Annotated in this window: 21 protein-coding genes; 5 read left to right on the top strand and 16 right to left on the bottom strand. The window is 65.7% G+C overall.

Annotation, left to right across the window (positions count from 1 at the left end; all coding sequences use genetic code 11):
* Nucleotides 1-12 precede the first annotated feature (12 nt).
* The 4 genes from WS70_RS22055 to WS70_RS22040 all read right to left on the bottom strand — a co-directional run bounded on the left by WS70_RS22055 (nt 13) and on the right by WS70_RS22040 (nt 3,546).
* Nucleotides 13-510: a thioesterase family protein gene (locus WS70_RS22055; RefSeq protein WP_059597917.1), complete on the bottom strand. Its 498-nt coding sequence runs from the start codon at nt 508-510 to the stop codon at nt 13-15.
* 2 nt (nt 511-512) lie between these two features.
* Nucleotides 513-1,478 carry an L-carnitine dehydrogenase gene (locus WS70_RS22050; RefSeq protein ID WP_059597862.1) on the bottom strand — a complete coding sequence of 322 codons (966 nt, stop codon included), beginning with the start codon at nt 1,476-1,478 and terminating at the stop codon, nt 513-515.
* Between the two features lie 115 nt (nt 1,479-1,593).
* Entirely contained in the window at nt 1,594-2,523 is a 930-nt protein-coding gene (gene cdhC, locus WS70_RS22045) for a 3-dehydrocarnitine:acetyl-CoA trimethylamine transferase CdhC (protein WP_059472141.1), read from the bottom strand.
* 72 nt (nt 2,524-2,595) lie between these two features.
* A complete protein-coding gene (locus tag WS70_RS22040; RefSeq protein WP_059472140.1) occupies nt 2,596-3,546 on the bottom strand; it encodes a choline ABC transporter substrate-binding protein in 951 nt (316 codons plus the stop codon).
* A gap of 267 nt (nt 3,547-3,813) precedes the next feature.
* On the opposite strand from WS70_RS22040, the gene WS70_RS22035 reads away from it, so the two are divergent.
* From WS70_RS22035 to WS70_RS22025, 3 genes are all read left to right on the top strand, one after another.
* Nucleotides 3,814-4,758 (top strand): GlxA family transcriptional regulator, encoded by a 945-nt coding sequence (locus tag WS70_RS22035; RefSeq protein ID WP_059472139.1) that lies wholly within the window; start codon nt 3,814-3,816, stop codon nt 4,756-4,758.
* Between the two features lie 464 nt (nt 4,759-5,222).
* Entirely contained in the window at nt 5,223-6,926 is a 1,704-nt protein-coding gene (locus WS70_RS22030; RefSeq protein WP_059597861.1) for a M36 family metallopeptidase, read from the top strand.
* Nucleotides 6,927-7,030: 104 nt separating this feature from the next.
* Nucleotides 7,031-8,257, top strand: coding sequence for a M28 family metallopeptidase (locus WS70_RS22025; RefSeq protein ID WP_059472137.1), 1,227 nt, complete (start codon nt 7,031-7,033; stop codon nt 8,255-8,257).
* Between the two features lie 60 nt (nt 8,258-8,317).
* On the opposite strand, the gene WS70_RS22020 is transcribed toward WS70_RS22025, so the two are convergent.
* Complete coding sequence (locus WS70_RS22020; protein ID WP_059597860.1) at nt 8,318-9,460, bottom strand: porin; 1,143 nt, start codon at nt 9,458-9,460, stop codon at nt 8,318-8,320.
* A 472-nt stretch (nt 9,461-9,932) separates the two neighbouring features.
* On the opposite strand from WS70_RS22020, the gene purU reads away from it, so the two are divergent.
* Complete coding sequence (gene purU, locus WS70_RS22005; protein ID WP_059472135.1) at nt 9,933-10,808, top strand: formyltetrahydrofolate deformylase; 876 nt, start codon at nt 9,933-9,935, stop codon at nt 10,806-10,808.
* A gap of 86 nt (nt 10,809-10,894) precedes the next feature.
* On the opposite strand, the gene WS70_RS22000 is transcribed toward purU, so the two are convergent.
* The 11 genes from WS70_RS22000 to WS70_RS21950 all read right to left on the bottom strand — a co-directional run bounded on the left by WS70_RS22000 (nt 10,895) and on the right by WS70_RS21950 (nt 25,139).
* A complete protein-coding gene (locus WS70_RS22000; protein WP_059597859.1) occupies nt 10,895-12,550 on the bottom strand; it encodes an APC family permease in 1,656 nt (551 codons plus the stop codon).
* A gap of 179 nt (nt 12,551-12,729) precedes the next feature.
* Nucleotides 12,730-13,593, bottom strand: a complete 864-nt coding sequence (locus WS70_RS21995; RefSeq protein WP_059472133.1) for a glycine betaine ABC transporter substrate-binding protein — start codon at nt 13,591-13,593, stop codon at nt 12,730-12,732.
* A gap of 109 nt (nt 13,594-13,702) precedes the next feature.
* Entirely contained in the window at nt 13,703-14,863 is a 1,161-nt protein-coding gene (locus WS70_RS21990; protein ID WP_059472132.1) for an FAD-binding oxidoreductase, read from the bottom strand.
* Between the two features lie 19 nt (nt 14,864-14,882).
* A complete protein-coding gene (locus tag WS70_RS21985) occupies nt 14,883-16,151 on the bottom strand; it encodes an aromatic ring-hydroxylating oxygenase subunit alpha (RefSeq protein ID WP_108034029.1) in 1,269 nt (422 codons plus the stop codon).
* A gap of 24 nt (nt 16,152-16,175) precedes the next feature.
* Complete coding sequence (locus WS70_RS21980; RefSeq protein ID WP_059472131.1) at nt 16,176-16,961, bottom strand: drug:proton antiporter; 786 nt, start codon at nt 16,959-16,961, stop codon at nt 16,176-16,178.
* On the bottom strand, nt 16,958-18,130 hold the full coding sequence (locus WS70_RS21975) for an electron transfer flavoprotein subunit alpha/FixB family protein (protein WP_059472130.1): 1,173 nt from the start codon (nt 18,128-18,130) through the stop codon (nt 16,958-16,960). The genes WS70_RS21980 and WS70_RS21975 overlap by 4 nt, the downstream gene beginning before the upstream one ends.
* Nucleotides 18,131-18,134: 4 nt before the next feature.
* Nucleotides 18,135-20,060: a (Fe-S)-binding protein gene (locus WS70_RS21970; RefSeq protein ID WP_059597858.1), complete on the bottom strand. Its 1,926-nt coding sequence runs from the start codon at nt 20,058-20,060 to the stop codon at nt 18,135-18,137.
* A gap of 2 nt (nt 20,061-20,062) precedes the next feature.
* Nucleotides 20,063-22,126: an NADH:flavin oxidoreductase gene (locus WS70_RS21965; protein ID WP_059597857.1), complete on the bottom strand. Its 2,064-nt coding sequence runs from the start codon at nt 22,124-22,126 to the stop codon at nt 20,063-20,065.
* Between the two features lie 55 nt (nt 22,127-22,181).
* Entirely contained in the window at nt 22,182-22,715 is a 534-nt protein-coding gene (locus WS70_RS21960; RefSeq protein WP_059472127.1) for a DUF5943 domain-containing protein, read from the bottom strand.
* Nucleotides 22,716-22,838: 123 nt separating this feature from the next.
* Entirely contained in the window at nt 22,839-23,810 is a 972-nt protein-coding gene (locus tag WS70_RS21955) for a dipeptidase (protein WP_059597856.1), read from the bottom strand.
* 54 nt (nt 23,811-23,864) lie between these two features.
* Complete coding sequence (locus tag WS70_RS21950) at nt 23,865-25,139, bottom strand: serine hydroxymethyltransferase (RefSeq protein WP_059597855.1); 1,275 nt, start codon at nt 25,137-25,139, stop codon at nt 23,865-23,867.
* Between the two features lie 434 nt (nt 25,140-25,573).
* On the opposite strand from WS70_RS21950, the gene WS70_RS21940 reads away from it, so the two are divergent.
* Nucleotides 25,574-26,599: a GlxA family transcriptional regulator gene (locus tag WS70_RS21940; RefSeq protein WP_059472124.1), complete on the top strand. Its 1,026-nt coding sequence runs from the start codon at nt 25,574-25,576 to the stop codon at nt 26,597-26,599.
* The last annotated feature ends 90 nt before the right edge of the window (nt 26,600-26,689 follow it).

Raw genomic sequence — 26,689 nt, 5'->3', positions numbered from 1 at the left:
GTTCGCCGCGCGTCAGCGGCGCGCGGGCAGGCCGATCACGCGTCCCGCGTGAGCGGGCATGGGATACGCGCGCTGCAGCGCATGCAGCTTCGCGATCCGCTCGGCGACGTCGGCGTCGAACGGCGCCGCCTTCGGTCCGCTCGTGTCGACGTGCAGCAGCATCTGCTCGCTCGCCGACACCGCGCCGTCGATCCCTTCCGCGAACATCTCGAGATACAGATGCAGCCGCTTCGCATCGTGCGCGAGCACGCGCGCATCGACCCGCACGCGCGTCCCCTCCTTGATCTCGTGCAGATAGTTGACGTGCGCCTCGAGCGTGTAGACAGAGCGGCCGCGCGCTCGGCGCGCCGCGTCGTCGAGCCCGATCGCGTCGAACAGCGCATCGGTCGCGAAGCTGAAGATCAGCAGATAGAACGCATCGCGCAGATGCCCGTTGTAATCGACCCAATCCGCGCGAACCGCGTCGCGGTGGATCGTCAACGCCGTCGCTTGCGTCGCGGCCGTCATCATCGTCATTCCTCGTAGCGCATTCCGTGGCGCGCTTTCACCGCGGCGATCGCCGCGATCACTTCGGTGATGCACGCGTCCCGATAGCGCTCGAGCGCCTTGATGCTGCGCTGTCCTTGCTGCTCGGCCGTCCCTTCGACGACGCGGTCGATCAGCTCCTCGGTCAGTTGCGGCGCGACGAGCTTGGTCCACGGCAGCTCCAGCGCGGGACCGAACTGCTGCATGAAATGGCGCATGCCGGCGTCGCCGCCCGCCAGTGTATACGTGAGGAACGTGCCCATGAACGACCAGCGAATCCCCGCGCCGAACCGAATTGCGTCGTCGATCTCGCCCGTCGTCGCGACGCCTTCGTCGACGAGATGCAGCGCCTCGCGCCACAGCGCCTCGAGCAGGCGGTCCGCGATGAAGCCCGGCACCTCCTTGCGCACCTTGAGCGGCCGCATGCCGAGCGCGCGATAGACGTCGATCGCCGCGTCGACTGTCTCGGGCGCGGTGCGCGCGCCGCCCAGCACTTCGACGAGCGGCAGCAGGTAGACCGGGTTGAACGGATGTCCGACGATGCAGCGCTCGGGGTGATGCGCGCGCGCGTAGAAATCCGTCGGCAGCAGGCCGGACGTCGACGACGCGATGATCGCATCGGGCTTCGCCGCACGGCTGATCTGATCGTGCAGCTCGAGCTTCAGCGCCTCGCGCTCGGGCGCGCTTTCCTGGATGAAGTCCGCATCGGCGACGCACGCGTCGATCGTCGAGACGAAACGCAGCCGATCCGGCGACGCGCCGGGCGCCAATCCGACGCGCTCGAGCGCGGGCCACGCGTTCTCGACGTTCGCGCGCAATTGCCGTTCCGCGCCGCCGGCGGGATCCCACGCAACGACGTCGAGTCCGTTCGCAAGCGCGCGCGCGACCCAGCCGCTGCCGATGACGCCTGCGCCGAGCGCCCCGAACGTGTTGATTTCGGTAATGACAGCCATGAACCTTCGATCCTTGAACGAGATGATGATGACGCGAAAGGGCCGGTCCTGCGCGACACATGTGCGCGCCCGGCCGCTTCCGCCACGTTGCGCCGCATTGCGACGCGCTCGCGCGTTACGCGTATTCGGCGATCGCGCGCCGTTCGAGCAGACGCTCGCCGCGCGGCGGCAAGCCAAGCTTGCGGCGCCCTTCGGCGGGCGTCAGCACACGCCCGCCCAGGCGCTCGACGATCTCTCGCGCGCGCTCGACGAGCGCGCCGTTCGTCGCGTGCACGCCGCGGTCGAGCCACAGGTTGTCTTCGAGGCCGACCCGCACGTGGCCGCCGAGCAGCATCGCCTGCGCGACCATCGGCATCTGCATCCGGCCGATCCCGAAGCCCGCCCAGTGCGCGCCGGGCGGCAGATTGTCGACCATCGCCTTCATCGTGCCGGTGTCGGCGGGCGCGCCCCACGGAATGCCGAGGCAAAGCTGGAAGAGCGGCGGATCGTCGAGGAGTCCTTCCTTCAGCAACTGCTTCGCGAACCACAGATGGCCCGTGTCGAAGATCTCGAGCTCGGGCTTCACCCCGAGCGCCTGAATCCGCTTCGCGCCCGCGCGAAGCTGCGCGGGCGTCGACACGTAGATGTAATCGCCGTCGCCGAAATTCAGCGTGCCGCAATCGAGCGTGCAGATCTCGGGCAGCAGTTCCTCGACATGCATGAGGCGCGTCAAGCCGCCGACGAGGTCCGTGCCCTTGCCGAAGCGCATCGGATCCTCGCCCGCGCCGATCTCGAGATCGCCCCCCATGCCGGCCGTCAGATTGATGATGACGTCGACGTCGGCCGAGCGGATGCGGTCCACCACTTCGCGATACAGATTCGGATCGCGGCTGCCGCGGCCCGTCAGCGGATCGCGCACGTGGCAGTGCGCGACCGTCGCGCCCGCCTTCGCGGCCTCGATCGCCGCGTCGGCGATCTGCTTCGGCGTGACCGGTATCGCCGGATGCTTGCTGACCGTATCGCCTGCGCCCGTCACCGCACACGTCACAATGACTTCTTGATTCATCGCTGTCGCCTCGTTCAGATTCGGATGAGCATTGCCGTCCGGATGTCGGGCCGGCACGCCCGGTTCAGAGTTTCAGAGTCCCAGATAAGCCTTCACCGCGGACAGGCCATCCTTGCCGTCGTAGGTCTTCACACCGGCGAGCCATGCGTCGAGCACCTGCGGATTCTTCTTGATGTACGCCTTCGCGGCTTCCGTCGGCCTCACCTTGTTCATCACCGCCTGCATCAGCTGGTTTTCCAATTGCGTCGTGAAGCGCAGATTGCCGACGAGCTTGCCCGCGTTCGGACAACGCGTCATGTAGTCGGGCGCCGTCAGCGTGTACACGCGCGCTTCGCCGTAGTTCGGACCGAACGACGCGTCGCCGCCCGACAGATAGTTCATGCTGATCTGGATGTTCATCGGATGCGGCTCCCAGCCGAGGAACACGACCCACTTCTTGTCGCGGATCGCGCGGTCCACCGTGACGAGCATCCCGGCCTCGCTCGATTCGACGAGCTTGAAGCCGCCGAGCCCGTACTGGTTCGTGTCGATCATCTTCTGGATCGTCGCGTTCGCGCTGCTGCCGGGCTCGATCCCGTAGATCTTGCCGTCGAGCTCGGCGCGATGCTTCGCGATGTCGTCGAACGATTTCAGTCCGGCCTGGTACACATAGCTCGGCACCGCGAGCGTCGCCTTCGCGCCAGACAGGTTCGGCGGCTCGACGACCGAGATCGACTTCGAATCGAGGAACGGCTGAAACTGATGCTGCTGCACCGGCCACCAGTAGCCGAGCGATATGTCGAGTTGCTTGTTCTTCAGTCCGGCGAACGAAATCGGCACGGACGAGATCGTCGTCGTCGGCTTGTAGCCGAGACCGTCGAACAGCAGCGACGCGAGCGCCGTCGTCGACGTAATGTCGGTCCAGCCGATATCCGCGAAGCGCACGTTGCGGCATGCGGCCGAGTCCTGCGCGAAGGACGGCAGCGGCAGCGCGCATGCTGCGGCAAGCGCCGCGCCGAATACGAATGTCGTAATGGACTTCATGGTTGCCTCCCTGTTCGACGGATTCCGCAGGCGATTTCAAGGGGACGACGGAGCCTGCACCGTGGGCTCAAAGGTAACGGGCCATATTCGCGGCAAAGCGACCGACGGCGACCTTTTCTTGCCTGTTTGCGACTATTCGTAAAAACCATTAGATGGACGAACTGTCAGGCATGACGGGGCTTTTCCGGCATGCAGCGTGCAAGGCGGCTTGCCTGCTTGCGTCTTGCTTGCTACGCTCGTCCGATCGGTTCCGAAGCACATGCGTCCATGCCAGAAGCGTTCCATTTCCTGCTGATGCCCGGTTTCTCCGCGCTCGGTTTCATGTCGGCGGTCGAGCCGCTGCGCGTCGCGAACCGCTTCAGGCCGAGTCTGTACCGCTGGCGCATCGTCAGCGGCGACGGCGCGCCCGTCGTCGCGAGCAACGGCATTTCGCTGAACGTGGACGCGGCGTTCGCGCAGGTCGAGCACGCGCACACGATCTTCGTGATCGCGGGCTTCGATCCACTCGCGTGCTACACGCGCGCACTCGGCGACTGGCTGAAGCGCGAGTATCGGCGCGGCGCGACGCTCGGCGGCATCGACACCGGCAGCTTTGTGCTCGCGGAGGCGGGGCTCTTCGATGCGTCCCATGCGCTGACGCTGCACTGGGAAGCGCTCGCCGCGTTCCAGGAACGCTATCCGCACCTGAAAACGACGCAAGAACTGTTCGAGATCGACGAACGGCGCATCACCTGCGCGGGCGGCACCGCGTCGATCGACATGATGCTCGACCTGATCGGCCGCCGGCATGGCCCCAATCTCGCCGCGACGATCTCCGAGCAGTTCGTGCTGAGCCGGATCCGTCAGCGCTCCGATCGACAGCGCCTCGAGATCGCCGCGCGCTACGGCGTGCACAACCGCAAGCTGATCCAGGTGATCGGGACGATGGAACATCACATGGAAAGCCCGCTGCCGTCCGATACGCTCGCACAGGAAGTCGGCGTCACGCGCCGCCAGCTCGAACGGCTGTTCAGCTCGATCCTGGACGATACGCCGACGCGTTTCTATTTGCGTCTGCGGCTCGATCGCGCGCGCGAGCTTCTTCAGCAAACCGATATGACGGTCGCCACCGTCTGCGCGGCTTGCGGTTTCGAATCGCCGTCGCATTTTTCCCGCACTTATCGCGCGCAATTCGGCACAAGTCCGAGAAACGACCGGCACGCGCTGCGCTGAGCCAAATACCATGCTTTGCATAGGGCGATTGCGGCGGCGAGAAATCGTGCGATGCCTTCTGTTTTCGCCTATCGAACCGGCCCTCGAAAATAGTTAGAAATAAGATTGAAAATATTCTGTAACATGTTCTAAAAATAGATAGGCAGACTAACGACGTGAAATTTCAGCGCGATCGTTTGTTTGCCGAATAGAAGCGCAGCATTCCAAATATTTATTCCGAGGGGTTTGTAATGACGATGCTCATTCAGCCATCGCAGCGCTTGCCGTTTGCTTCGCCCGCCGTTCTCTGGCGGTTCCCCGTCCCTCCACCCCGCATGCTTCGCGCGCGCTGATTTCTTGCGGCGCCGCATCCGCTGTAGCTCCGCCCGTTTGCATCGGCTCGTCGAGGCCGATGCACGGATCGGGTCGTCCCTGCGTTTCCCGTGGTTCGTTTGTTACCCAACCTTTGATGACGAGGACAGAACATGCAGACATCCCGTAAAGCGTTGCCGTTCGCACTGAGCCTGGCCATCGGCATCGGCGCCGCGCTGCCCGCGTGGGCCGATTCGAAGGCGCCGAACCCGCAAGAAGAAAGCCGGCGCGCGAGCCTCACGCGCGGCGTCGTGCCGCCTGTGGAGACGGCCGGCAAGACCGGGCAATTCCGCCCCGGCGCCGTCGCCGTCACGCTGGCGAGCCCGGCGTTTCACGCGAAGAAGGCCGACGCGGCGACGATGGCACGCGAATTCATCGCCACGCGCGCCGCGCAGCTCGGCCTCGACAAGTCCGCGCTCGCGAATCTCGTCGTCGCGGCCGAGCGCGCCGACACCGACTTCACCGTCGTCCGCTTCCAGCAGCGCGCAGCGGGGCTGCCGGTCTACGACAGCGACATCGCAGTCACGGTCGCGCCGGACGGCCGCGTGCTGTACGTCGCGAGCCAGGCGGTGAGCGGCGTCGCGGCCGTGTCGAGCAAGGCGCAGGCGGTCGACGAGCAGCAGGCGCTCGACCGTGCGCGCGCGTACCTCGGCGTGAGCGGCCTCGCGAGCGTGCAATCGCAGCTCGTCGCATTCGTCGACGACTCGGGCACGCATACCGCGTGGAAAGTGCGCGGCAAGCCGCAGGACAGCCTGCGCGGCGACTGGGAACTGATCATCGACGCGAACAGCGGCGAAGTGCTGCGCGCCGAAGACAAGGCCTCCTATGCAACGGACGGAAGCGGGCTCGTGTTCCTGCCGGATCCGCTGTCGTCGACCCAAAGCAGCTACGGCAGCACCGGTTTCAAGGACAACAACGACGCCGACTCGCCGCAACTGAACGCCGCGCGCGTGCGCGTGACGCTCAAGGATCTGACGCAAACGAGCGGCGGCTACAAGCTCTCCGGCCCGTATGCGTCTTGCGTCGATTTCGACGCGCCGCGCGACAATGCGTGCCCGGTGCAGTCATCGACGACCTTCGACTTCACGCGCTCGAACCTGTACTTCGAGGCCGTCAACGCGTACTACCACATCGATACGTTCCTGCGCTACGTGAACCTGACGCTCGGCATCAAGGCGCTGCCGTATCAGTACTCGGGCGGCGTCCAGTACGATCCGCACGGCCAATCCGGCGCCGACAACTCGTCGTACTCGTCGGGTTCCGGCCAGCTTTCGTTCGGCCAGGGCGGCGTCGACGACGCGGAGGACGCAGACGTCGTGATTCACGAGCTCGGCCACGGCATCCACGACTGGATCACGAACGGCGGGCTCTCGCAGGTCGAAGGCCTGTCCGAAGGCACCGGCGATTACCTCGCGGCCGCTTACAGCCGCGACTTCAATCAATGGAGCCCGTCCGACGCGCAGTATCACTGGGTCTTCAACTGGGACGGCCACAACGAGTTCTGGCCCGGCCGCGTGACGAACTACAACGTCGGCCGCACCTACTCGCAGGTCCGCAATTCCGCGATCCACACGGCCGGCCAGTACTGGGCGTCGTGCAACATGGTCGCGCGCAATGCGATCGGCGGCGTGGCGATGGACAAGGCGTTCCTGAAAGGACTGTCGATGACCAACGGCTCGACGAACCAGAAAGCCGCAGCTCAGGCGGTGCTGACCGCGGCGGCCGCGCTTGGCTACAGCAGCGCGCAGCTCAATGCGATCGGCGACGCGTACAACAAGAGCTGCACGTACGGCGTGACCGTGCCGCAGAACCTGTAACCCGTATAAGGAAGACGTAAGCGACAACGTACGCTGGGCGCGCGGCACGATCTGCTGCGCGCCTCCCCCCGCGACTGCATCTCCCTCACCCGAGGAGATCGACCATGTCCAAGCTCCAACACGTCGCCGCCGCGCTGTGCGGCGCCCTCTGCGTCTCGGCCGCCCACGCCGCGCCGGTGTGGATCACGCTTGCCGATCCCGCATTCCGCGAACTGCGTCTGATCGATCCTGCCGCGACGAGCCGCTACAGCGCGGCTGTCCCGACGGGAGACGCCGCGCGCACCGAGACCGTCCACGTCGCGCAAGTCGACGATTCGCTACTCGAATCGTTATCGCAGACGATACGCCGCGCACGCGGCCACGGTCCCGGCTTCTTCGTCCACGCGACCTACGATGAAGCGCGCGCGTCACTGCAGCCGGGCACGGTCAAGCAGGCGGCCGCGATCGATTACCCGATCACCAACTCGCAGCAGATCCGCAACTGGATCTCGCAGCTTCAGGCGAGCAACATCGTCAGCACGATCGTGTCGATGTCCGGCTTCACCAACCGCTATTACACGACGTCGCACGGCGTCGCGGCGTCCGACTGGCTCGCGCGGCAATGGAAACAGCTCGCTGGCTCGCGCGCCGACGTGACAGTCGAGCAGTTCACGCACGCCGGCTGGCCGCAGAAGTCGGTGATCCTGACGATCAAGGGCAGCGATCCGAGTGCGGGCATCGTCGTGATCGGCGGGCATCTCGATTCGACCGCCGGCCGCATGAGCGAGAACACGCGTGCGCCGGGCGCCGACGACGACGCGTCGGGCATCGCGAGCCTCACCGAAGCGCTGCGCGTCCTGCTCGCAAACGGCTATCAGCCGAAGCGCACGCTGAAGTTCATCGGCTACGCGGCGGAGGAAGCGGGCCTGCTCGGCTCGCAGGCGATCGCGAAGCAGTTCAGGGCGCAGAACGTGAACGTGGTGGGTGCGTTCCAGCTCGACATGACGAACTACAAGGGCGATCCGAAGGACATCTACCTGATCACCGACTACACGAATTCGACGCAGAACACGTACCTCGCGAATCTCGCGAAGACCTATCTGCCCGAGCTCGCGGTCGGCACGTCGCAATGCGGCTATGCGTGCTCCGATCATGCATCGTGGAATGCGCAGGGCTATCCGGCATCGTTCCCGTTCGAAGCGGATCAGAACGACAATCCGTACATCCACTCCGCGTACGACACGCTCGAGCGATCGGACCAGCAAGGCAATCATGCGCTGAAGTTCGGCAGGCTCGCGCTCGCGTATGCTGCGGAGCTGGGCGGCGGGCTGAGCGCGTCCGCGAAGCGGTAAGCGACATCGGAAGCGGCGCGCAAGACACGCCGCTTCCGGGTTGCCGAGCATCGCGATGCGTCAGAACGAATGCCGCATCCCGATGCGGACGTCGGCCTGCGTCTGAGTCGACGACGGCGTGAAGCTGTAGCCGATCACCGCGTCGACGCCGTTCGACGCGCGCAGATAATCGCCCGAGATATAGACGTCCGTGCGCTTCGACAGCAGGTAGTGCACGCCGGCCGATCCCTGATTCCAGTGATGGCCTTCGAAGCGCGTGTACTGGTAGCCCGCGACCAGGCTGAGTGCCGGCGTGAACTGGTACGAGCCGCCGCCTTCATAGACCTGCATGTGCGACGTGTTGCCGAAGCCCTTGATCGTCGAGTACGTGAAATTGCCGGACAGCGTCAGCTTGTCGAGCGTGTAGCTGCCGCCGACGCCGAACGTGCCCTGGCTGTCGACGTTCATCGGCGAATTCGCGAACAGATCGGTGATCTTGCCGGTGGCCGGGTCGACGCTGACGGTCGGCTGGCCGAGGAAGGTCTTCGTGCCGATCATCGCGTATGGATCGAACGCATAGATGCCGGACGGGTTGTTCAGGTGCGTGTACGCGGCGCCCACCGACAGGTTGCCCTGCGTGTAGTTCGCGCCCGCGCTCCATGCGCTGTTGCGGTGGAAGTCGCCCGCGACGTTGCCGAACGAATACATCGCGCCGAACTTGAAGCCGCTGAAATCGTTCGACAGGAACTTCACCGAGTTCGGCAGGCGGTCGCCGTTGAAGCGATCGAAGTCGCCCTGGTGGATCGCATAGCCGCTCGCCCATGCGGAGATGTTGTTCAGGTAGACCATCTCCTCCGTCATGTCGAGCTGATTGCCGAACGACAGCGTCCCCCAGTTGTTCTGCAATCCGACGTAAGCCTGGCGGCCGAACTCCGCGCCGCCGAAACCGAGCTGGCCGTTGCCGAGCCTGAAGCCGCTCTCGAGCACGAAGACCGCCTTCAGGCCGCCGCCGAGATCCTCGGTGCCCTTGAAGCCGATCCGGTTCCCGTACGACACGCCGTCGTCGAACTTGAAGACGTGCGAGCCGCCCGTATTGCTGACATACGTAATCCCGGCGTCGAGAATCCCGTACAGCGTCACGCTGCTCTGCGCGTGGCTTGCGCCCGGCGCGATTCCGATCGCAAGCGCCATTGCGCTCATCACGGCCACATTCGATTTCGTCATTGTCGACACCCCACCCTGCCTGTTCGAGAGAAAATGGATTCCCGCCTTGCCCACGCGAATCCGCGACCATTTCTGAAACGACGCACCACTCCGACGACCGTTGCGCATCACGCACACAATCGGATGCCGTTGGCGAAAAATACAAACCCATTTTTCGCCCTACCCGTCTCCAGGCGACGTCGAATGGTCACGATGCGACCGTTGGGGTATATGCGGAGGACCATGATCACCGCGCATCGAGCGCTGGCTCGCCTGGCACGGCTGGTTCGACGCGCATGGGCTCGCCGCGCCGCTGTTCCGCCGCTGGCTGCTCGACGCGTGCGCGTGACGCCGCACGCATTGGCGCGCCGATTCCAGCAGCGCGGCGCTTCGGTTCTATCCGCATCCGATCCGGCTTGATTAACTTGTGCATCGCCTCGGACGCCCGGCACCCGCGTCGCGCGCCGGGCGCTCATCGAGCCAGAGGAAACACATGTCCGTTCCCCAACGTCCCCATCAGTTCGTGCTGACGCTGTCGTGTCCGAGCGCGGCGGGCCAGGTCGCCGCCGTCGTCGGCCTGCTCGACCGGCATCGTTGCTACGTCGACGAGCTGACCGTCTTCGACGACGATCTCAGCGAGCGCTTCTTCGTGCGCTGCGTGTTCCATGCGGCGGACGCCGTCGATTCGCTGCGCCTCGATGCGCTGCGACGCGAGTTCGAGCCGATCGCCGCGCGCTTCGGCATGCAATGGGCGATCCACGATGTCGCCGCGCGGCCGAAGGTGCTGATCATGGTGTCGAAGCTCGAGCATTGCCTCGCCGATCTGCTGTTCCGCTGGAAGATGGGCGAGCTGAAGATGGACATCGTCGGGATCGCGTCGAACCATCCGGATCTCGAACCGCTCGCCACGCAGCACGGGCTGCCGTTCCGGCATTTCCCGATCACGGCCGACACGAAGGCGCGGCAGGAGGCGCAATGGCTCGACATGTTCGGGACGAGCGGCGCCGAACTCGTGATTCTCGCTCGCTACATGCAGGTGCTCTCGCCGGAAACGAGCGCGAAGCTCGCGAACCGCGCGATCAACATCCACCATTCGTTCCTGCCGGGATTCAAGGGCGCGAAGCCATACCACCAGGCGCATGCGCGCGGCGTGAAGCTGATCGGCGCGACCGCGCACTTCGTCACCGACGATCTCGACGAAGGACCGATCATCGAGCAGGTGGTCGAGCGCGTCGATCACTCGTACCGGCCCGAGCAGTTGCTCGCCGTGGGCCGCGACGTCGAATGCATCACGCTCGCGCGCGCGGTGAAGGCGTTCATCGAGCGCCGCGTGTTCCTGAACGGCGACCGGACCGTCGTCTTCCAGTAGCGAGCGCAGCACGCGCTGCGGCTTCGCGGATTCGCTTCGGCCCGGATGCGGCGATGCGTCCGGGCATCCCGGCCTGCGCACGCGGCCTATCGAACCCAAGCGAAATAGTACGCAATCCAGATCGTCAGCGCGGCGGCTGCGAGCGCCGCATACGGCACCGCGTTCAGCCACGCGCTGCGCGGCGGCACGACGAGCTCCATGTCGCGCTGCATTTGCGCAGGGAAGCGGCCGCGATCCTGCCAGTAGTGGCGATAGACGAACACCGGCACGATCAGCAGCATCGCGATCAGACCGTTGCGCAACGTGCCCGCGCCTTGCAGATCCGCGCCCGCGCCGACGTACACGAGATTCGCATAACCGCAGATCGAGCCGAGCACGAGCAGCCACGTCGGGCAGCGGAACGGCCGCTCCCATTCGCCGCGATCCATCCGATGAATCCAGCCCGACTGCAAATTCAGGAAGACGAACAACATGTAGCAGACGTTCGAGATCGACAGCACCGTCATGTAGTCCGACATCAGCAGCAGCACGAGATTGAAGCCGAGATCGGTCCACATCGCGCGCGTCGGCGCGCCGTGCTCGTTCACGTGCGACAGGTACTTCGGCAGCCAGCCGTCGACCGACGCCTGATAGAGCGTGCGCGACGAGCCCATCATCGACGTCATCACGATCAGCAGGATCGACAGCATCAGCATCACGACGACCGCGTTCGCGACCCATGCGCCGCCGCCGACGATGCGCGCCATCGCGGCCGCGACGCCCGTGCCGTCGCCGATGCGCGGATCGAGCATCGCCGCCGTGCCGAGCGCGCCCTGGAACGCCATCGGCACGAGCGTCATCACGATCAGGCACAGCACGCCCGACCAGAAGATCGCCTTTGCGGTGTCGCGGCGCGGATCGCGGAATTCGCGCGTGTAGCAGACGGCCGTTTCGAAGCCGTACGACGCCCACCCCGCCATGAACATCGCGCCGAGCGCCATCACGACGCCCTGCCCGTTCCAGCTGCCGAACGTAGCCGCCGTGAGATTGCCCTGCGCGTCGTGGCCGAGGGGCAAGAGCGGCAGGAGATTCGACATCGGCACATCGCCCGTGACGAACGGCACGATGCCGACGATGAGGAGCGGCGTCAACGACGCGATGCCGAGAATGCGCTGCGTACGTGCGGCTTTCGATGCACCGCTGTGCTGCAGCTTGAACGTGATCAGCAGCAGGATCGTCGCGATCACGAAGGTGGCGTTGACCCGCAGGGTCAGACCGGGCTTGATGAAGCCGAGATCGGCAAGCGTCCATTGCCAGTGCAGGATCGCTGCGTCCGCCGGGAACAGGCTGGTGAGTGCATAGCTTGCTGCGAGGCCGCAACCGAGCGCGAGCATCGGCGACCACGCGAGCCAATTGCACCATACGGAGACCGGAGCGATCAACTTGCTGTATCGCACCCAGCCGATCGCACCGTAAACCGATGCGCCGCCCGATTTATGGGGAAATAGCCCGGAAATTTCCGCATAAGTCGCGCTTTGAATCAATCCCATCGCGATCGCGGCGATCCACACCGCCCACGCGGGTTGGCCGACCGTCGCGCATACGCCGCCGATCGTGAACAGCACGCCCGCAGGCACGCCGCTCGTTACCCAAAATGCGTCCTTCCAACTGAGGCCACGATGCAGCGTGTGGCCTCTTTCTTCATGTGAGATGGTTGCCTCAATGTCGCTGGTGCTGCGCGCGCGCAGTCCTGCCTGACTCATCCAAAATCCTCCGGTGAAGACTCCGCACAAGGGCACATTCTAACAACACTGCGTTGTGCGAGTCGAAAAATGTCAAAAAACCAGCGGAAAAATCCGCTATTTTTGCTAATTAGTTCGGATGCCTTCGAATTTTTCACCACCCGCTCAAGCCCGCGTACGCGGGCCTGAGCAGACGATCTTCACTGCGCGGAGCCGACCCATTCGCCGACGCGATCGCCATGCGCGGCGATCCATGCATCGGCGGCCGCCGCAGGTTTCGATCCGTTCTGGATCGCGAGCATCACGCCGTCGATCTCGCCCGGCTTCCACTGAAACTTCTTCAGGAACGCGACGACCGGCTTCGCTTTCGTTTCGAGTGCCGGATTCACGACGCTGTCGACGTGCTCGGCTTCACCGTAGACCTTTTTCGGATCGTCGAGGAAACGCAGCTTCCACTTCGCGAACATCCAGTGCGGCGCCCAGCCCGTCACGACGACCGGCTTGTTCGCGTGAATCGAGCGCGCGAGCTCCGCAGTCATCGCGCTGCCCGAGCTCGGCATCAGCGAATAGTTCAGGCCATATGCCTTGATCGCGTCGTCGGTTTTGCGCATCACGCCCGCGCCTGCGTCGATGCCGACGACGCGGCCTGCGAAGTCGGCTTTTTCCGCGTTGAGATCTTCGATCGTCTTCGCCTTCACGTAGCTCGGCACGATGAGGCCGATCTTCGCGTCGGGGAAATTGGTGCCGAGATCGACGACCTTCGTCTTGAACTGATCCCAGTACGCGCCCTGCGTGACGGGCAGCCATGCGGACAGCGTCGCGTCGAGATCGCCGCGCGCGACGCCCTGCCACATCACGCCCGCCGCAACCGGCACGAGCTGCACCGGATAGCCTAGCTTCGTCTCGATGATGCGCGCGGCCACGTTCGACGTCGCGACGCTGTCGTCCCAGCCTTCGACGTAGCCGATCTTCAGCGTCGGTTTCGTATCGGCCCGCACCGGCGCGGCGGCGGCGAGCATCATCGACAGCAAGCCGCAGCCCATTAGTTTCACGAGGAATTTCATGATCGATCTCCTTGAGGTTGTCGAAAAGCGAAGGGCCTCTCCAGGTTCTTCAACCACAATTCCCCGGTATCGTTCTTTTGCGACACGTTCTTGCGCATCCGCGACGCGCTCACTTGTCGACGACGAGATCGGACAGCGGCTTGCTGCAGCAGAGCAGCACCATCCCCTGATCGATTTCGCGTTGACGAATGCCGCCGTTGTGCTTCATGTCGACCTCGCCGGACACGAGCTTCACCTTGCAGGTGCCGCACATCCCCTGCGTGCACGACGCGGGCAGGCGCACGCCCGAGCGGCGCGCGGCATCGAGCACGTGCTGATCCGCTCCGCATGCGATCTCGCGGTTGCTCTTCGCGAACGCGACCGTGTATTGGCGCACTTGCGCATCGCTCGCGGCATCGCCCGCCGCATCGACCGACGCCGCGTCGCCGTCGCTCACCTGCGTTTCGCTTTCGGCGGGCGTCTCGAACGAGAAGCTCTCCTCGTGATAGCGGCTGCGATCGAACCCGGCTTCGTCGAGCATGTCGCGCACCGCCTTCATGTACGGCGCGGGTCCGCACGTGAAAATTTCGCGTTCCTGAAAATCCGGCGCGATCAGCTTCAGCATCGGCAGCGACAGGAAGCCCGTCACGCCGTGCCAGTTCGTGCGGGCGCCGAGCCGCTCGCAGACGAACGCCGTGCGGAAGTTCGCATGCGTCGACGCGATCAGGTCTAGCTCGCGCGCGAAGATGATGTCGTCCGGCGTGCGCGCACTGTGGACGAACACGATATCGCGATCTTCGGCGAGATCGTGATGCGCGCGGCTCATCGACATCAGCGGCGTGACGCCCGAGCCCGCAGACAGGAATAAGTACTTGCGCGCCGGATGCCGCGCGCACGTGAACTCGCCCGCCGGGCCGAGCACGCGCAGCGGCGCGCCCGGCTGCAGGTTGTCGTGCAGCCAGTTCGACACCTTGCCGCCCGGCACGCGCTTGACCGTGATCGAGATCGTGTGCGGCCGCGCGGGCGACGACGAGATCGTATAGCAGCGGTTGATCGTTTCGCCGTCGATGTCGAGCTCGAGCGTGACGAACTGCCCGGGCTCGAACGAGAACGCGCGCCCCTGTGGCGAGCGAAAGAAGAAGCTCTTCACGTCGTGCGTTTCCTGCCGCACGTGGCAGCAGACGAGCGTCTCCTCGACGTCGCTCGTCCAGCGCTCCGGCAGCGCCTGCCAGAACGCGGGACGCGTCACGCGGCTGTCGGCCGGCTCGAAATTCGCGGCATCTCGCATCATGTTGCGCTCCGTCGGCGTGCTATGCGCCGATATGCGCGGCCAGGCGGCCGACGTACCACTCGCAGAATTTCTCGACGAGTCCCTCGGTGAACGGCGAATACGGGCCCGGCTCGTACGCGGTGCTCGCCGCGCCGCGCTGCGAGAATTCGACGAGCGCGCGATCCTGGTCGTTCGTCGCGTTCCAGACGGCCGTCAGGTTCTTCACGTCATAGTCGATGCCTTCCTTCGCGTCCTTGTGAACGAGCCATTTCGTCCGGACGAGCGTTTCGCCCGCCGACAGCGGAATCACCATGAACGTGACGATGTGGTCGCTCATGAAGTGATGCCATGAATTCGGCTGCGTCCAGAACGATAGTCCGCCGAGGTCCGCGCGACGGAATTCGCCGAGCAGCTTCTTCGACGCGACCTTCGCGTCGAGCGTCTGCGATTCTCCGCTGCGATCGAGCGGCAGCCGCTGCGTGCGGAAGCCCGTGACGTCGGTCAGGCGCTCCACTTCGACGGACGGCAGGTTCAGCGCTTCCCACTGCGCGGCGCGCTCGACGCAGGTGCGCTCGAACGCAGCCATTCCTTCGGCGTTCGCGGGCGACGGCTGATACCCGAAGCCGTATTCGTACAACGAAATGGTCAGCTCCGGATGGTTCGCGACGCAGTGATAGCACTCGCGATTGTTCTCCATCGTCAGCTTCCAGTTGCCTTTCTCGATGATGTCGACCTGCGCGGCGATCTTCGTGTTCGGCAGATCGTGCGGCAGCAGATACGGCTCCATCGCCGCGCGCATCGTCGCGAAATCGGTCGGCGGCTCGTCGGCGAGGCACACGAACAAGAGTCCCGCGAGATTCTCCAGGTGCACGGGCTTCAGGCTGTGCTTGCAGCGATCGAACTTCTCTCCCATGTGCTCGGCGAACATCAATTGGCCGGTCAGGTTGTACGTCCAGCTGTGATACGGACACACGATGTTGCCGACCGAACCCTTTTCCTCGTTGCACAGGCGCGCGCCGCGATGGCGGCAGACGTTGTGGAACGCGCGAATCTGCATGTCGTCGTCGCGCACGATCAGGATCGAATCGGCGCCGAGCTGAACCGTCACGTAATCGCCGGGCTCGGGCACGTCCGGCTCGACGCCCACCTGAATCCAATGCCGCCGGAAAATCGCGTCCATGTCGAGCGCAAAGATCTCGTCGCTCAGATAGAACGGGGCCTCGAGGCTGTAGCCCGCCTTGCGCCGCGCCACGAGCGCGCGGATGTCTGCCGATACTTTCATCGTGTGCTCCGGATTCCTTGCATCCATGGTGTTGTTGCCGACAGGCATCGTTCAGTAATCGATGAGCTGATGCTCGCGCAAATACGCGAGGATCACTTGTGCTTTTTCGACCGAACTCCCTTCAATTACGACGTTTCCGCCGTGGCTTTCTGTCGTCGTCGCAGACAGCATCCGAGCGTGGCCTGAGCGCTTGTCGGTGGCCGCGAGCTTCACCGGCTTGCGCTCGGCCGCGCGCGTCGTCCATTGCGCGGCATCCGCCGACGCATGCGTCGCGACGTGCGTCGCGCGCACCTCGCCCGCGCGCAGCCGCGCGTATGCGTAGCGCGGCTGTGCGTTCGCGAGCGGATGCACGGCGACGACGGCGGGCAGCGCCGCGTCGACGCGCCGGCGAACGCCTTTCGGCAAGAATTGCCGCAGCGTCGCGCGCCCGGCGTCGACGCTCACGTCGACCGCCGCGCCGGCGAACCGCCAGCCAAGCGCAGCCGCGACGCGGTACGGCAGCATCCCGGTGTCGTACGCGCCTTCGGCGCGCGTGCCGGTGAGCACGAGATCGTGGCCGCGCACGCGTTCGGCGAGCGCAGCGGCCGCATCGTCGCCGGCCGCGCATGCGAGCACTTCGACGCCGGCCGCGCCGAGCGCGAGGTAATCGGCGAGCGCCGGATTGCGCGGGTCGCCCGCATGGATCACGTCCAGGCGCGCGCGATGCTCAGCGGCCAGTGCGCGGCCGATTTCGAGCGCGGCCGCGTCGTTGCGGCTGTAGCGCGACGCGCCAGACACCGGATGGCGCCCGACCGACACGAGCACCGCGATGCTTCCGAGCTTTCGATTTGCATTCATGCTGCGGCTCCCACGTATTCGGTCTCTTGCGATGCGGCGCTCGATCGCACATGCGCGGCGCGAGCGGCGTTCACCTCGTCGATCAGCGCGGCGATCGTCGCCTGTGCATCACCGACGATCGTCAGGTTCGCGCGCTTGGCGATCGGCGCGCTGCCGTCGAGATTCACCGCGATCACGTGGCGGCACTCCTTGATCCCCTGAAGATGCTGGACGGCGCCCGAGATCCCGAACGCGATGTAGACACTCGCATCGACCGTCTTGCCGGTCGCGCCCACCTGCTTGTCGCGCGTGAAGTGGCCGTTGTCGACCGCGACGCGGCTCGCGCCGATTGCCGCGCCGAACGTTGCGGCGAGCGTCTCGAACGCGGCGACGTCGGTCACGCCGTTGCCCGCCGACACGATGAAATCCGCTTCTTCGAGCGCGACCTGCGCGGCGTCGATCTCTTCGAGGCCGAGATCGCGATAGTCGCCGCCGGCGAACGAGCGTGCGTCCGGCGCGCCGTCGAGCGTGCGCTCGCGCGCCGCGCCGACGAACGGCAGCTTCGGCTCGACCGCGTTAGGCGCGAGCAGCACGACGTCGGGCAACGCGCGTGTCGCGAAGCCGCGCTTCGCATCGGCGTACGCACCGACGTGATCCGCCGCGATCTCGACGACGTTCGTCGCGACGCTCGCGTTCGTCGCCGCTGCGTAGCGGCGGCCGAGATCGCCGTCGCCCGTCGCGTTGTCGGGAATGAACAGATGCTGCGGCGACAGCGCGACCGCGCACGCGCGCAGCGCGTCGAGCTCGCGCTCCGGCGCGAACGCTCGGCAGTCGAAGCCGCGCAGCACGATCAGTGTGTCGGCGCCGAGCGCGCCCGCGTCGTCGTTCAGTTCTCCGAACACGACGAGCGCGACTTCGGTTTGCGCATCGGCGAGCAGCGCGGCGGCGGCAAGCGTCTGACGCGCATGGTCGTCGAGCGCGCCGCGCTCGCTGTGCGCGGCAACAAGGAAGACACGCGCAGCTTCCCGCACGACGCGCACCGGCTTCGCGGCCGACGCGCCGTGTGCGTGCGGCGCCCACTGCGCCGCGTCGCCGGATGCACTGCCCGTCTCGCCGAGCGTGATGCGTTTCAGGCCCGCCGCGGTGACGACGAACGGCCGGCGCGGATCGATTCGTTTGAGCGTGGTCATCGGGTCACTCCAGCGAGGCGGCGACGAGTTCGGCGACGTCGAGCACGTCCGGCCGCGGGCCGACGACACCTTCGAGCATCGCGGTGCAGTTCGGACAGCCGACCGCAACGACCTCCGCGCCCACCGCGCGCGCGTCGGCGATGCGGATGTCGGGGATCCGCTGCTTGCCCGGGACGTCCGTGAGCGGTGCGCCGCCGCCACCGCCGCAGCAACGGCCGCGCATCCCATGGCGCTCCATCTCGACGACCTGGATGCCGATCGTCTTCAGCAGCTTGCGCGGCGCTTCCGTCTCGCCGTTGTAGCGGCCGAGATAGCACGGATCGTGATAGGTGATGCGCTTCTCGCGCAGCGCTTCGGCCGCCTGCGGCTTGATCTTCCCGGCCGCAACCAGCTCGGCGACGAAGGTCGTGTGATGCTTGACCGTGTAGCGGCCGCCGAGCGCGCGATACTCGTTGCGCAGGCTGTGCATCACGTGCGGGTCGGCCGTCACGATCTGCTTGAACGACAACGTGCCGAGCGCGCCGATCAGGCGTTTCGCCATCTGCTGGAACGTCGCTTCGTCGCCGAGCCGGCGCGCGACGTCGCCCGTGTCCGTTTCCGCGCGGCCAAGCACCGCGTAATCGACGCCCGCGTGATTCAGCACTTTCACGAGCGCGCGCAGCGTGCGCTGATAACGCATGTCGAATGCGCCTTCGCCGGCGACGATCAGGACATCGACAGGACGCCCCGGCTGCGCGACGGGCGCGCTCAGGTCGACTGACCAGTCGTAGCGCGCGGCGGTGTCGTAGCCGCCCATCGTGCCCGTCTCGCGCAGATTCGCGAGCACGTCCGCGCCCTTGCCGGGTACTGCGCCGTGCACGAGCGTCTGGTTGCGACGCATGTCGACGATCGCGTCGACGTGCTCGATCAGCATCGGGCACTCCTGTACGCAGGCGCGGCACGTCGTGCACGACCACAGCGTGTCAGCCTCGATCAGCGAAGACACGATCGGACGCTGCGGATCGCCGCCGTGCTGGCCGACCGGAATCCCGGGCGTCGGGCTGCCCGCGTACGCCGCGTCGGTGCCGCCCGCCATCCCGACCACGAGATCCTGGATCAGCTTCTTCGGATTGAGCGGCTGGCCGGACGCGAACGCGGGACACGCGGCTTCGCACTTGCCGCACTGCACGCACGCATCGAAGCTCAGCAGCTGATTCCAGCGGAATTCGGCCGGCTTCGCGACGCCGTACTCGTCATGCTCGACATCGGACGGCTTCAGCGCGGTCGGCGGCATCGCGACGCCGTTGTCGGCGTACGGCTCGCGCGTCGCCGCAAAGCGCTCCTGACGCGGATGGAACGCGAGATGCAGCAGACCCGCGATCGCATGCTTCATCGGCCCGCCCTTCGCCGCGCCGACCGTCATCGCAAACGCGCCGACGCCGATCAGCACCGCGCACAACACCGCGAACGCGCCCGACATCGCGGCGGTCGGCACGAGCATGAACAGCACGAGACCGAGCGCGAACGCGCCGAGCAGCCAGGGCAGCGTATTCCACGGGCCGCGCGACAAACGCGCGGGCACGTTCTTCGCATGACGACGGCGCCACACGAACACCGCGCCGACGAGCATCGCGAGCGCCGCGACAAAGATCAGCTTGTCGAGCCACGGCGAATAGATCGCGAGCCCGTAGTTGACGAACACGAGCGCGAGCGCGGCGATCCCGCCGCCCGCCGTCGCGACGTGTGTCTTCGCGATATACGGATCGCGCGCGACGACGTGATGCAGATCGACGAAATAACGCTTCGGAATCGCAAACAGATTCGCGAGCCCGAACACGCCGGGTGCGGTCGCGCGGCCGAGCCGCCAGTACGACGAACGCTTCGCGACGGCGAACGCGAGGCCCGCGACCGACAGCCACAGCAACGCGGTAATCAGAAAGGCCGGATTCATCGTCAGAAATCCTTCACGAGACGCAGCGCGTCGTAGATCGCACCATGGATGTTGTGCATCGAAATACAGTCGCCGACGCGGAACAGCAGGAAGCGGCCGTTGCCGAGCGCCTCGGACAGGCACGGCTGCGGCTCGGCGGCGAACAGCTTGTGCACGTCGATCTGGCCGCGATTGACCGATTCCGGCTTCAGCTGCCAGTACAGCGCGTCGTTCGGCGTGACGCCGTTCTCGATCACGACCTGATCGACCGCACGCTCCTCCTGCTCCTCGGTGTATTCGTTGCGCAGCACCGCGATCTTCCTGCCGTCCTCTTCATAGACGCGATCGAGCCAGTAGTTCGGCGTGTGGATCACGCCCTGCGCATAGAGACGCCGGTAAAAGATCGGAAATGTCGTGCCGCCGCAGTCGTCGGCGACCTTCACGTCCGGCGTGACGATCTCGACCTTCGAGCCGCGGCTCGAGATGAAATCGGCGACGCCCGCGCCCGCATGCGTGCTGACGCCGTCGTAGACGAGCACGTTCTGCTTCGGCTCGACGCGGCCCGACAGGATGTCCCACGAACTGACCGCGAGCCCTTCGGCGACGCCCCAAGCCGGCACCTGCTGCGTGAAGCTCGAACCGCCCGTCGCGAGCACGATGATGTCCGGCTTTTCGGCCATGATCATCTTCTCGTCCGCTTCGACGCCGAGACGCCGATCGACGCCGAGACGCTTCGTCTCCATGTCGAACCAGCGCACGATGCCCGCCATCTGCTCGCGCTGCGGCGCCTTTGCGGCGAGCATGATCTGTCCGCCGACTTCATGATGCTTCTCGAACAGCACGACGTCATGGCCGCGCGAACGCGCGACGCGGGCCGCTTCGAGTCCGGCCGGCCCCGCGCCGACCACGGCGACCTTGCGCTTCGGCCCGCGCGACTTCTCGATCACGTGCGGCATCGTCGCCTCGCGCGACGTCGCCGCGTTCTGCACGCACAGCACGTCGAGGCCGTTGTACTGGCGGTCGATGCAATAGTTCGCGCCGACGCACTGCTTGATCTCGTCCTCGCGGCCGTCGCGGATCTTGATGACCATGTGCGGATCGGCGATCTGCGCGCGCGTCATGCCGACGAGATCGACCATCCCGTTCGCGAGCAGGCGCTCGGCCTGACCGGCATCGCGAATGCTCTGCGCGTGCATCACCGGAATCTTGACGACCGACTTGATGCCCGCCGCGAGATGCACGAACGGCTCGGGCGGCAGCGCCATCGGCGGCATGCAGTTCGCGAGCGTGTTGTGCGTGTCCGCGCCCGAGCCGATCACGCCGAGGTAATCGATCAAGCCCGTCTCGGACATCGCCTGCGCGATCTCTTTCAATTGCTCGTGATCGAGGCCGTCTTCATGGAACTCGTCGCCGCACATCCGCAGGCCGACGCAAAAATCGCGGCCGACCGCCTCGCGCACCGCCTTCAGCACTTCGACGCCGAAGCGCAGCCGGTTCTCGAGGCTGCCGCCCCATTCGTCAGTACGGAAGTTCGTCCGCGGGCTCCAGAACTGGTCGATCAGATGCTGGTGCGCGGCCGAGATCTCGATGCCGTCCATCCCCGCATCCTTCACGCGCTTCGCGGCCGCGGCGAAATCGCCGATGATCCGGCGGATTTCCTCGACCTCGATGATCTTAGCGTTGCCGCGGTGCACCGGCTCGCGCACGCCCGACGGCGACATCAGGTGCGGCCAGTGCTCGCCGTGAAAGGCGGAGCGTCGGCCCATGTGCGTCGCCTGGATCATGATCTTCGCGCCGTGCCGATGCATCGCTTCGGCAAGCCGCGACAGCGGATCGACGATCTTGTCGGTCGACAGGTTCACCGATTTCCACCAGCCCTGCGGGCTGTCGATCGATACCGGGCTCGACCCGCCGCACACGGCGAGGCCGACCCCGCCCTTCGCCTTTTCCTCGTAGTAGCGAATGTAGCGATCGCCGGGCAGCCCGCCCGGTTCCGCGTACACCTCCGCGTGCGCGGTGCTGACGATCCGGTTGCGCAGCGTGAGCTGGTTCAGCGTCAAGGGTTTGAACAGATGGGGATAGCGCATCGCGGGCGACCTCTGGCGTTCTCGTAAGCGTGACGTTGGCGTGGTGGATGTCGTGTCAGTGCGAAAGCGGCGACACTTCGAACACGCAATGGTCGTGGCCTTCGGCCGCGCATTGCGCTTCCTTCGATTGCGCGCGCGGCGCGCCCGAGCCTGCCCGCGCCGTGTCGTTGACCCAGTCCATCGCGCCCGCGAACCAGCCGGCGAACATGTAGCAGAGCTTGCCTTCCTTGCCCGGCTGCGCGAGCACGAACGACGAGTGGCGCAGTTCGATCTTCGCGCGCGCGTTCGCCGGATCGGCCTCGATGATCGAGAACAGCCCCCAGCCGCGCTGCGACAGGCGCTTCAGGTAATGCTCGAACACCGCCATGCCGGCGATCCCGTGCTGCTTCGCCTCCTTGTCGCACCAGTGGTACGCCGACTTGTAGCCGGCCTGGTAGAGAATGTCCGCGTAGACGTCGCGGCCGAGCGCCGCTTCCACCGCCGTATGGTTGTTCGTGAAGAAATGGCGCGGCACGTATAGCATCGGCAGCGCGTCGGTGGTCCAGACGCCGGTGTTCGGATCGACGTCGATCGGCAGTTGCGGTTGCATCGTGTGACTCCGTGGGGTAAAACGCGCGGCGTCTTCGCGCACGCGCGGCATCGTCCGCGCGCCGTCGCTCGTCGAGCGGGCGCGTCCTGAATCGAATCGGTTGAAAACGAAGAAAGCGGACGTCTACGCGCCCCAGACCTCCTTGAACACGCGCACCCAGTTCTCGCCCATGATCTTGCGGATGCGCGACGCCTTCCAGCCGGCGCGCTCCATCGCGGCCGTCAGGTTCGGGAATTCGCCGATCGTGCGGATTCCTTCCGGGTTTACGACCTTGCCGAAATTCGTGAGCCGGCGGTAGCGGCCCTTGTCGTGCGTGAGCCAGTCGAAGAAGTCGACGCTGAAGCCTTGCGTGAAGTCGGTGCCGATGCCGACCGCGTCCTCGCCGATCAGGTTCACGACGTAATCGATCGCTTCGATGTAATCGTCGATCGTCGCGTCGATCCCGCGCTTCAGGAACGGCGCGAACATCGTCACGCCGACGAAGCCGCCTGCCTCGGCGATCTCCTTCAGTTGCGCGTCGCTCTTGTTGCGCGGATGCTCTTTCAGGCCGGACGGCAGGCAGTGCGAATAGCAGACGGGCTTCTTCGAGAACGCGATCGCTTCCGACGATGTGTTGCCGCCGACGTGCGACAGATCGACCATGATCCCGACACGGTTCATCTCGGTGATCACTTCGCGGCCGAAGTCCGACAGTCCGCCATCGCGCTCGTAGCAGCCGGTGCCGACGAGATTCTGCGTGTTGTAGCAGAGCTGAACGACGCGCACGCCCATGTCGGCGAACGCCTCGACATAGCCGAGGTTGTCCTCGAACGCATGCGCGTTCTGGAAGCCGAGGATCACGCCCGTCTTGCCTTCCCGCTTCGCGCGGAAGATGTCGTCGGTCGTGCGCACGAGCGTCAGCAGTTCGCCGTTGTCGCGGATCTGCTTCTTCATCAGCGCGATGTTGTCGACCGTCTTCGTGAAGTTCTCCCACACGGACACCGTGCAGTTCGCGGCCGTCACGCCGCCTTGATGCATGTCTTCGAACACCGAGCGTTCGAATTTCGAAATGTTCAGGCCATCGATGATGATGCTGTCCTGATGCAGCGTGCTCATGGATTCTCCAGTCTGGTCTGCGCGTGGGTCGGTCGTCGTGCTGAGGCGCGGCGCTCAGTAAATCGGGAAGCGCTCGCAGAGCGCGAAGATCTCGCGGCGCACGCGCTGTTCGGTCGCGCGGTCGCCTTCCGGGTTCGCGCGCAGCGCGTCGAACACCTCGAGAATCAGCCGGCCGACCTCGCGGAACTCCGCGACGCCGAAGCCGCGCGTCGTGCCGGCCGGCGTGCCGAGGCGGATGCCCGACGTGATCGTCGGCTTCTCGGTATCGAACGGGATGCCGTTCTTGTTGCAGGTGATGCCCGCCCGCTCGAGCGCCTGCTCGACCTGCGCGCCCTTCAGGCCCTTCGGACGCAGATCGACGAGCAGCAGATGGTTGTCGGTGCCGCCCGTCACGAGATCGACGCCTCCCGCCTTCAGCACTTCGCCGAGCGCCTGCGCGTTCGCGAGCACGTGGTCGATGTAGGTCTTGAAGTCGTCGGCCAGCACCTCGCCGAACGCGACCGCCTTGCCGGCGATCACGTGCATCAGCGGACCGCCCTGCAGGCCGGGGAACACCGCCGAGTTGATCTTCTTCGCGATGTCTTCGTCGTTCGTCAGCACGAAGCCGCCGCGCGGTCCGCGCAGCGTCTTGTGCGTCGTCGACGTGACGACGTGCGCGTGCTCGACCGGATTCGCGTGGCGGCCCGCGGCGATCACGCCGGCGATGTGCGCCATGTCGACCATCAGCTTCGCGCCGACCGAATCGGCGATCGCGCGAAAGCGTGCGAAGTCGAGCTTGCGCGGATACGCGGAGAAGCCCGCGATGATGAGACTCGGCTTGTGCTGCTGCGCGAGCTCCTCGATCTGGTCGTAATCGATCAGCATCGTGTCGCGGTTTACGCCGTACTGGACCGCGTTGAACCACTTGCCTGACAGCGCCGGCTTCGCGCCGTGCGTCAGGTGCCCGCCCGCGTCGAGCGACATGCCGAGCACCGTATCGCCCGGCTTCGCGAGCGCGAGCATCACCGAGCCGTTCGCCTGCGCGCCGGAGTGCGGCTGCACGTTCGCATAGCCGGCGTTGAAGATCCGCTTCACGCGATCGATCGCGAGCGCCTCGACTTCGTCCGCGAATTCGCAGCCGCCGTAATAGCGCTTGCCCGGATAGCCTTCCGCATACTTGTTCGTCAGCACCGAGCCCTGCGCCTCGAGCACCGCGCGCGACACGATGTTCTCCGACGCGATCAGCTCGACTTGCGACTGCTGCCGCTCGAGTTCCTTGAGGATCGCGCCGCGCACGGACGCGTCACGCTCGGCGAGCGATTGCGAGAAGAAAGGATTGGCGTTCGACATAGGGCGTCTCGTCACTGGATTTTGAGGGGCGCCGGGGCGGGCTCGAAGGCCCGCCGCACGGCGTTTGGGCGTCCCGCCGCAGCGGCTGCCGACGGCTCTATTCTTGTCGTTCGGATTTTTCGCCGATTGATGAATTCAGACGCTTTCTTTCCCTTTTCCGACATGTTCGTCACTTTTGAACAAGTGACCGATCGTGCGTTTTTTGCGTCGGCGGTCCCGGGCTCCCGCATGCCGTCCGGCACTGGCGAGGTGCCGCCGCTGCACCCGCGCTGCGCAGCCGCTCCCGGTTGCGGTGCGGTGCAGCGAAACACAGCCGACAGGCAATCGCGCCGATCTAGGGTTTAGCCGTATGGCACGCTTGTTGCGCTCGATTTCACAATACGCAAGCCGAGCGCCCCGGCTGCATCAAGACCAGATTCAAGGAACGCCTCCCCATGTCGCCCGACCGCACCGCGTCGCTGTCTCATTTCGCGTTCATGCCGCTGCCCAATTTCACGATGATCGCGTTCACGAACGCGATCGAAGTGCTCAGGATGGCCAACTACCTGAGCGGGCAGCCGCTGTACCGCTGGTCGATCATCAGCCCGGAGGGCGGCTCGGTCAGCGCGAGCAACGGGCTCTCGGTCGACACCGGCCCGGCCGATTGCGCCGGGCAGCCGGACATCGTGTTCGTCTGCGGCGGCGTCGATGTGCAGCACGCGACGCGCCCCGAGCATCTCGCGGCGCTGCGCCGCTTCGCGCGCGCGGGCGTCGCGCTCGGCAGCCTGTGCACCGGCACCTACGCGCTCGCGAAGGCGGGCCTCCTCGCCGGCTATGCATGCGCGATCCATTGGGAGAATCTCTCCGCGCTGAAGGAAGAATTTCCGGACACCCGCTTCCTGAAAGAACTGTTCGTGATCGACCGCGACCGCGTGACCTGCACGGGCGGCGTCGCGCCGCTCGACATGATGCTGAACCTGATCGCCGCACGAATCGGCACCGCACGCGTCACGCAGATCGCCGAGCAATTCATCGTCGAGCACGTGCGCGACACGAGCGCGCAGCAGCGGATGCCGCTCGTCGCGCGGCTCGGGTCCGCGAACAAGTCGCTGTTCGAAGTGATTTCGCTGATGGAGAACAACATCGAAGAGCCGCTGTCGCGCGAAGAGCTCGCGCGGCTCGCGAACATGTCGCAGCGGCAGTTGCAGCGCCTCTTCCGCGAGCATCTCGGGATGACGCCGACGCATTACTACCTGATGCTGCGCCTGCGCCGCGCGCGCGAGCTGCTGCTGCAGACCGATATGTCGATCATGCACATCACGATGGCGTGCGGCTTTCAGTCCGCGTGCCACTTCAGCAAGAGCTATCGCGACGCGTTCGGCACCGCGCCGACGCGCGAGCGCCGCAAGCAGGTTGCGCCGCTCGCGCAACCTGCGATGGCGAGTGGCGCGCCCGTGCCGTCGATGTTGCTGCACGCCTGAGCGCGCCGCGCGACCGTTGCGGCGCGCGTCTGCTTCGCATGCTTCGGAACCCGAAACGAACGGCCCGCCGGGTCCCCAGACCGGCGGGCC

It is taken from the genome of Burkholderia mayonis (genome assembly GCF_001523745.2).
GTDB classification, from domain to species: domain Bacteria; phylum Pseudomonadota; class Gammaproteobacteria; order Burkholderiales; family Burkholderiaceae; genus Burkholderia; species Burkholderia mayonis.
This window is presented reverse-complemented; position numbering and strand designations above follow the sequence as displayed.

Bases quoted from the DNA above. Each gene is read 5' to 3' on its own strand.
- WS70_RS22055 (WP_059597917.1), bottom strand. From the start codon at position 510: ATGATGACGGCCGCGACGCAAGCGACGGCGTTGACGATCCACCGCGAC.
- WS70_RS22050 (WP_059597862.1), bottom strand. From the start codon at position 1,478: ATGGCTGTCATTACCGAAATCAACACGTTCGGGGCGCTCGGCGCAGGC.
- cdhC (WP_059472141.1), bottom strand. From the start codon at position 2,523: ATGAATCAAGAAGTCATTGTGACGTGTGCGGTGACGGGCGCAGGCGAT.
- WS70_RS22040 (WP_059472140.1), bottom strand. From the start codon at position 3,546: ATGAAGTCCATTACGACATTCGTATTCGGCGCGGCGCTTGCCGCAGCA.
- WS70_RS22035 (WP_059472139.1), top strand. From the start codon at position 3,814: ATGCCAGAAGCGTTCCATTTCCTGCTGATGCCCGGTTTCTCCGCGCTC.
- WS70_RS22030 (WP_059597861.1), top strand. From the start codon at position 5,223: ATGCAGACATCCCGTAAAGCGTTGCCGTTCGCACTGAGCCTGGCCATC.
- WS70_RS22025 (WP_059472137.1), top strand. From the start codon at position 7,031: ATGTCCAAGCTCCAACACGTCGCCGCCGCGCTGTGCGGCGCCCTCTGC.
- WS70_RS22020 (WP_059597860.1), bottom strand. From the start codon at position 9,460: ATGACGAAATCGAATGTGGCCGTGATGAGCGCAATGGCGCTTGCGATC.
- purU (WP_059472135.1), top strand. From the start codon at position 9,933: ATGTCCGTTCCCCAACGTCCCCATCAGTTCGTGCTGACGCTGTCGTGT.
- WS70_RS22000 (WP_059597859.1), bottom strand. From the start codon at position 12,550: ATGAGTCAGGCAGGACTGCGCGCGCGCAGCACCAGCGACATTGAGGCA.
- WS70_RS21995 (WP_059472133.1), bottom strand. From the start codon at position 13,593: ATGAAATTCCTCGTGAAACTAATGGGCTGCGGCTTGCTGTCGATGATG.
- WS70_RS21990 (WP_059472132.1), bottom strand. From the start codon at position 14,863: ATGATGCGAGATGCCGCGAATTTCGAGCCGGCCGACAGCCGCGTGACG.
- WS70_RS21985 (WP_108034029.1), bottom strand. From the start codon at position 16,151: ATGGATGCAAGGAATCCGGAGCACACGATGAAAGTATCGGCAGACATC.
- WS70_RS21980 (WP_059472131.1), bottom strand. From the start codon at position 16,961: ATGAATGCAAATCGAAAGCTCGGAAGCATCGCGGTGCTCGTGTCGGTC.
- WS70_RS21975 (WP_059472130.1), bottom strand. From the start codon at position 18,130: ATGACCACGCTCAAACGAATCGATCCGCGCCGGCCGTTCGTCGTCACC.
- WS70_RS21970 (WP_059597858.1), bottom strand. From the start codon at position 20,060: ATGAATCCGGCCTTTCTGATTACCGCGTTGCTGTGGCTGTCGGTCGCG.
- WS70_RS21965 (WP_059597857.1), bottom strand. From the start codon at position 22,126: ATGCGCTATCCCCATCTGTTCAAACCCTTGACGCTGAACCAGCTCACG.
- WS70_RS21960 (WP_059472127.1), bottom strand. From the start codon at position 22,715: ATGCAACCGCAACTGCCGATCGACGTCGATCCGAACACCGGCGTCTGG.
- WS70_RS21955 (WP_059597856.1), bottom strand. From the start codon at position 23,810: ATGAGCACGCTGCATCAGGACAGCATCATCATCGATGGCCTGAACATT.
- WS70_RS21950 (WP_059597855.1), bottom strand. From the start codon at position 25,139: ATGTCGAACGCCAATCCTTTCTTCTCGCAATCGCTCGCCGAGCGTGAC.
- WS70_RS21940 (WP_059472124.1), top strand. From the start codon at position 25,574: ATGTCGCCCGACCGCACCGCGTCGCTGTCTCATTTCGCGTTCATGCCG.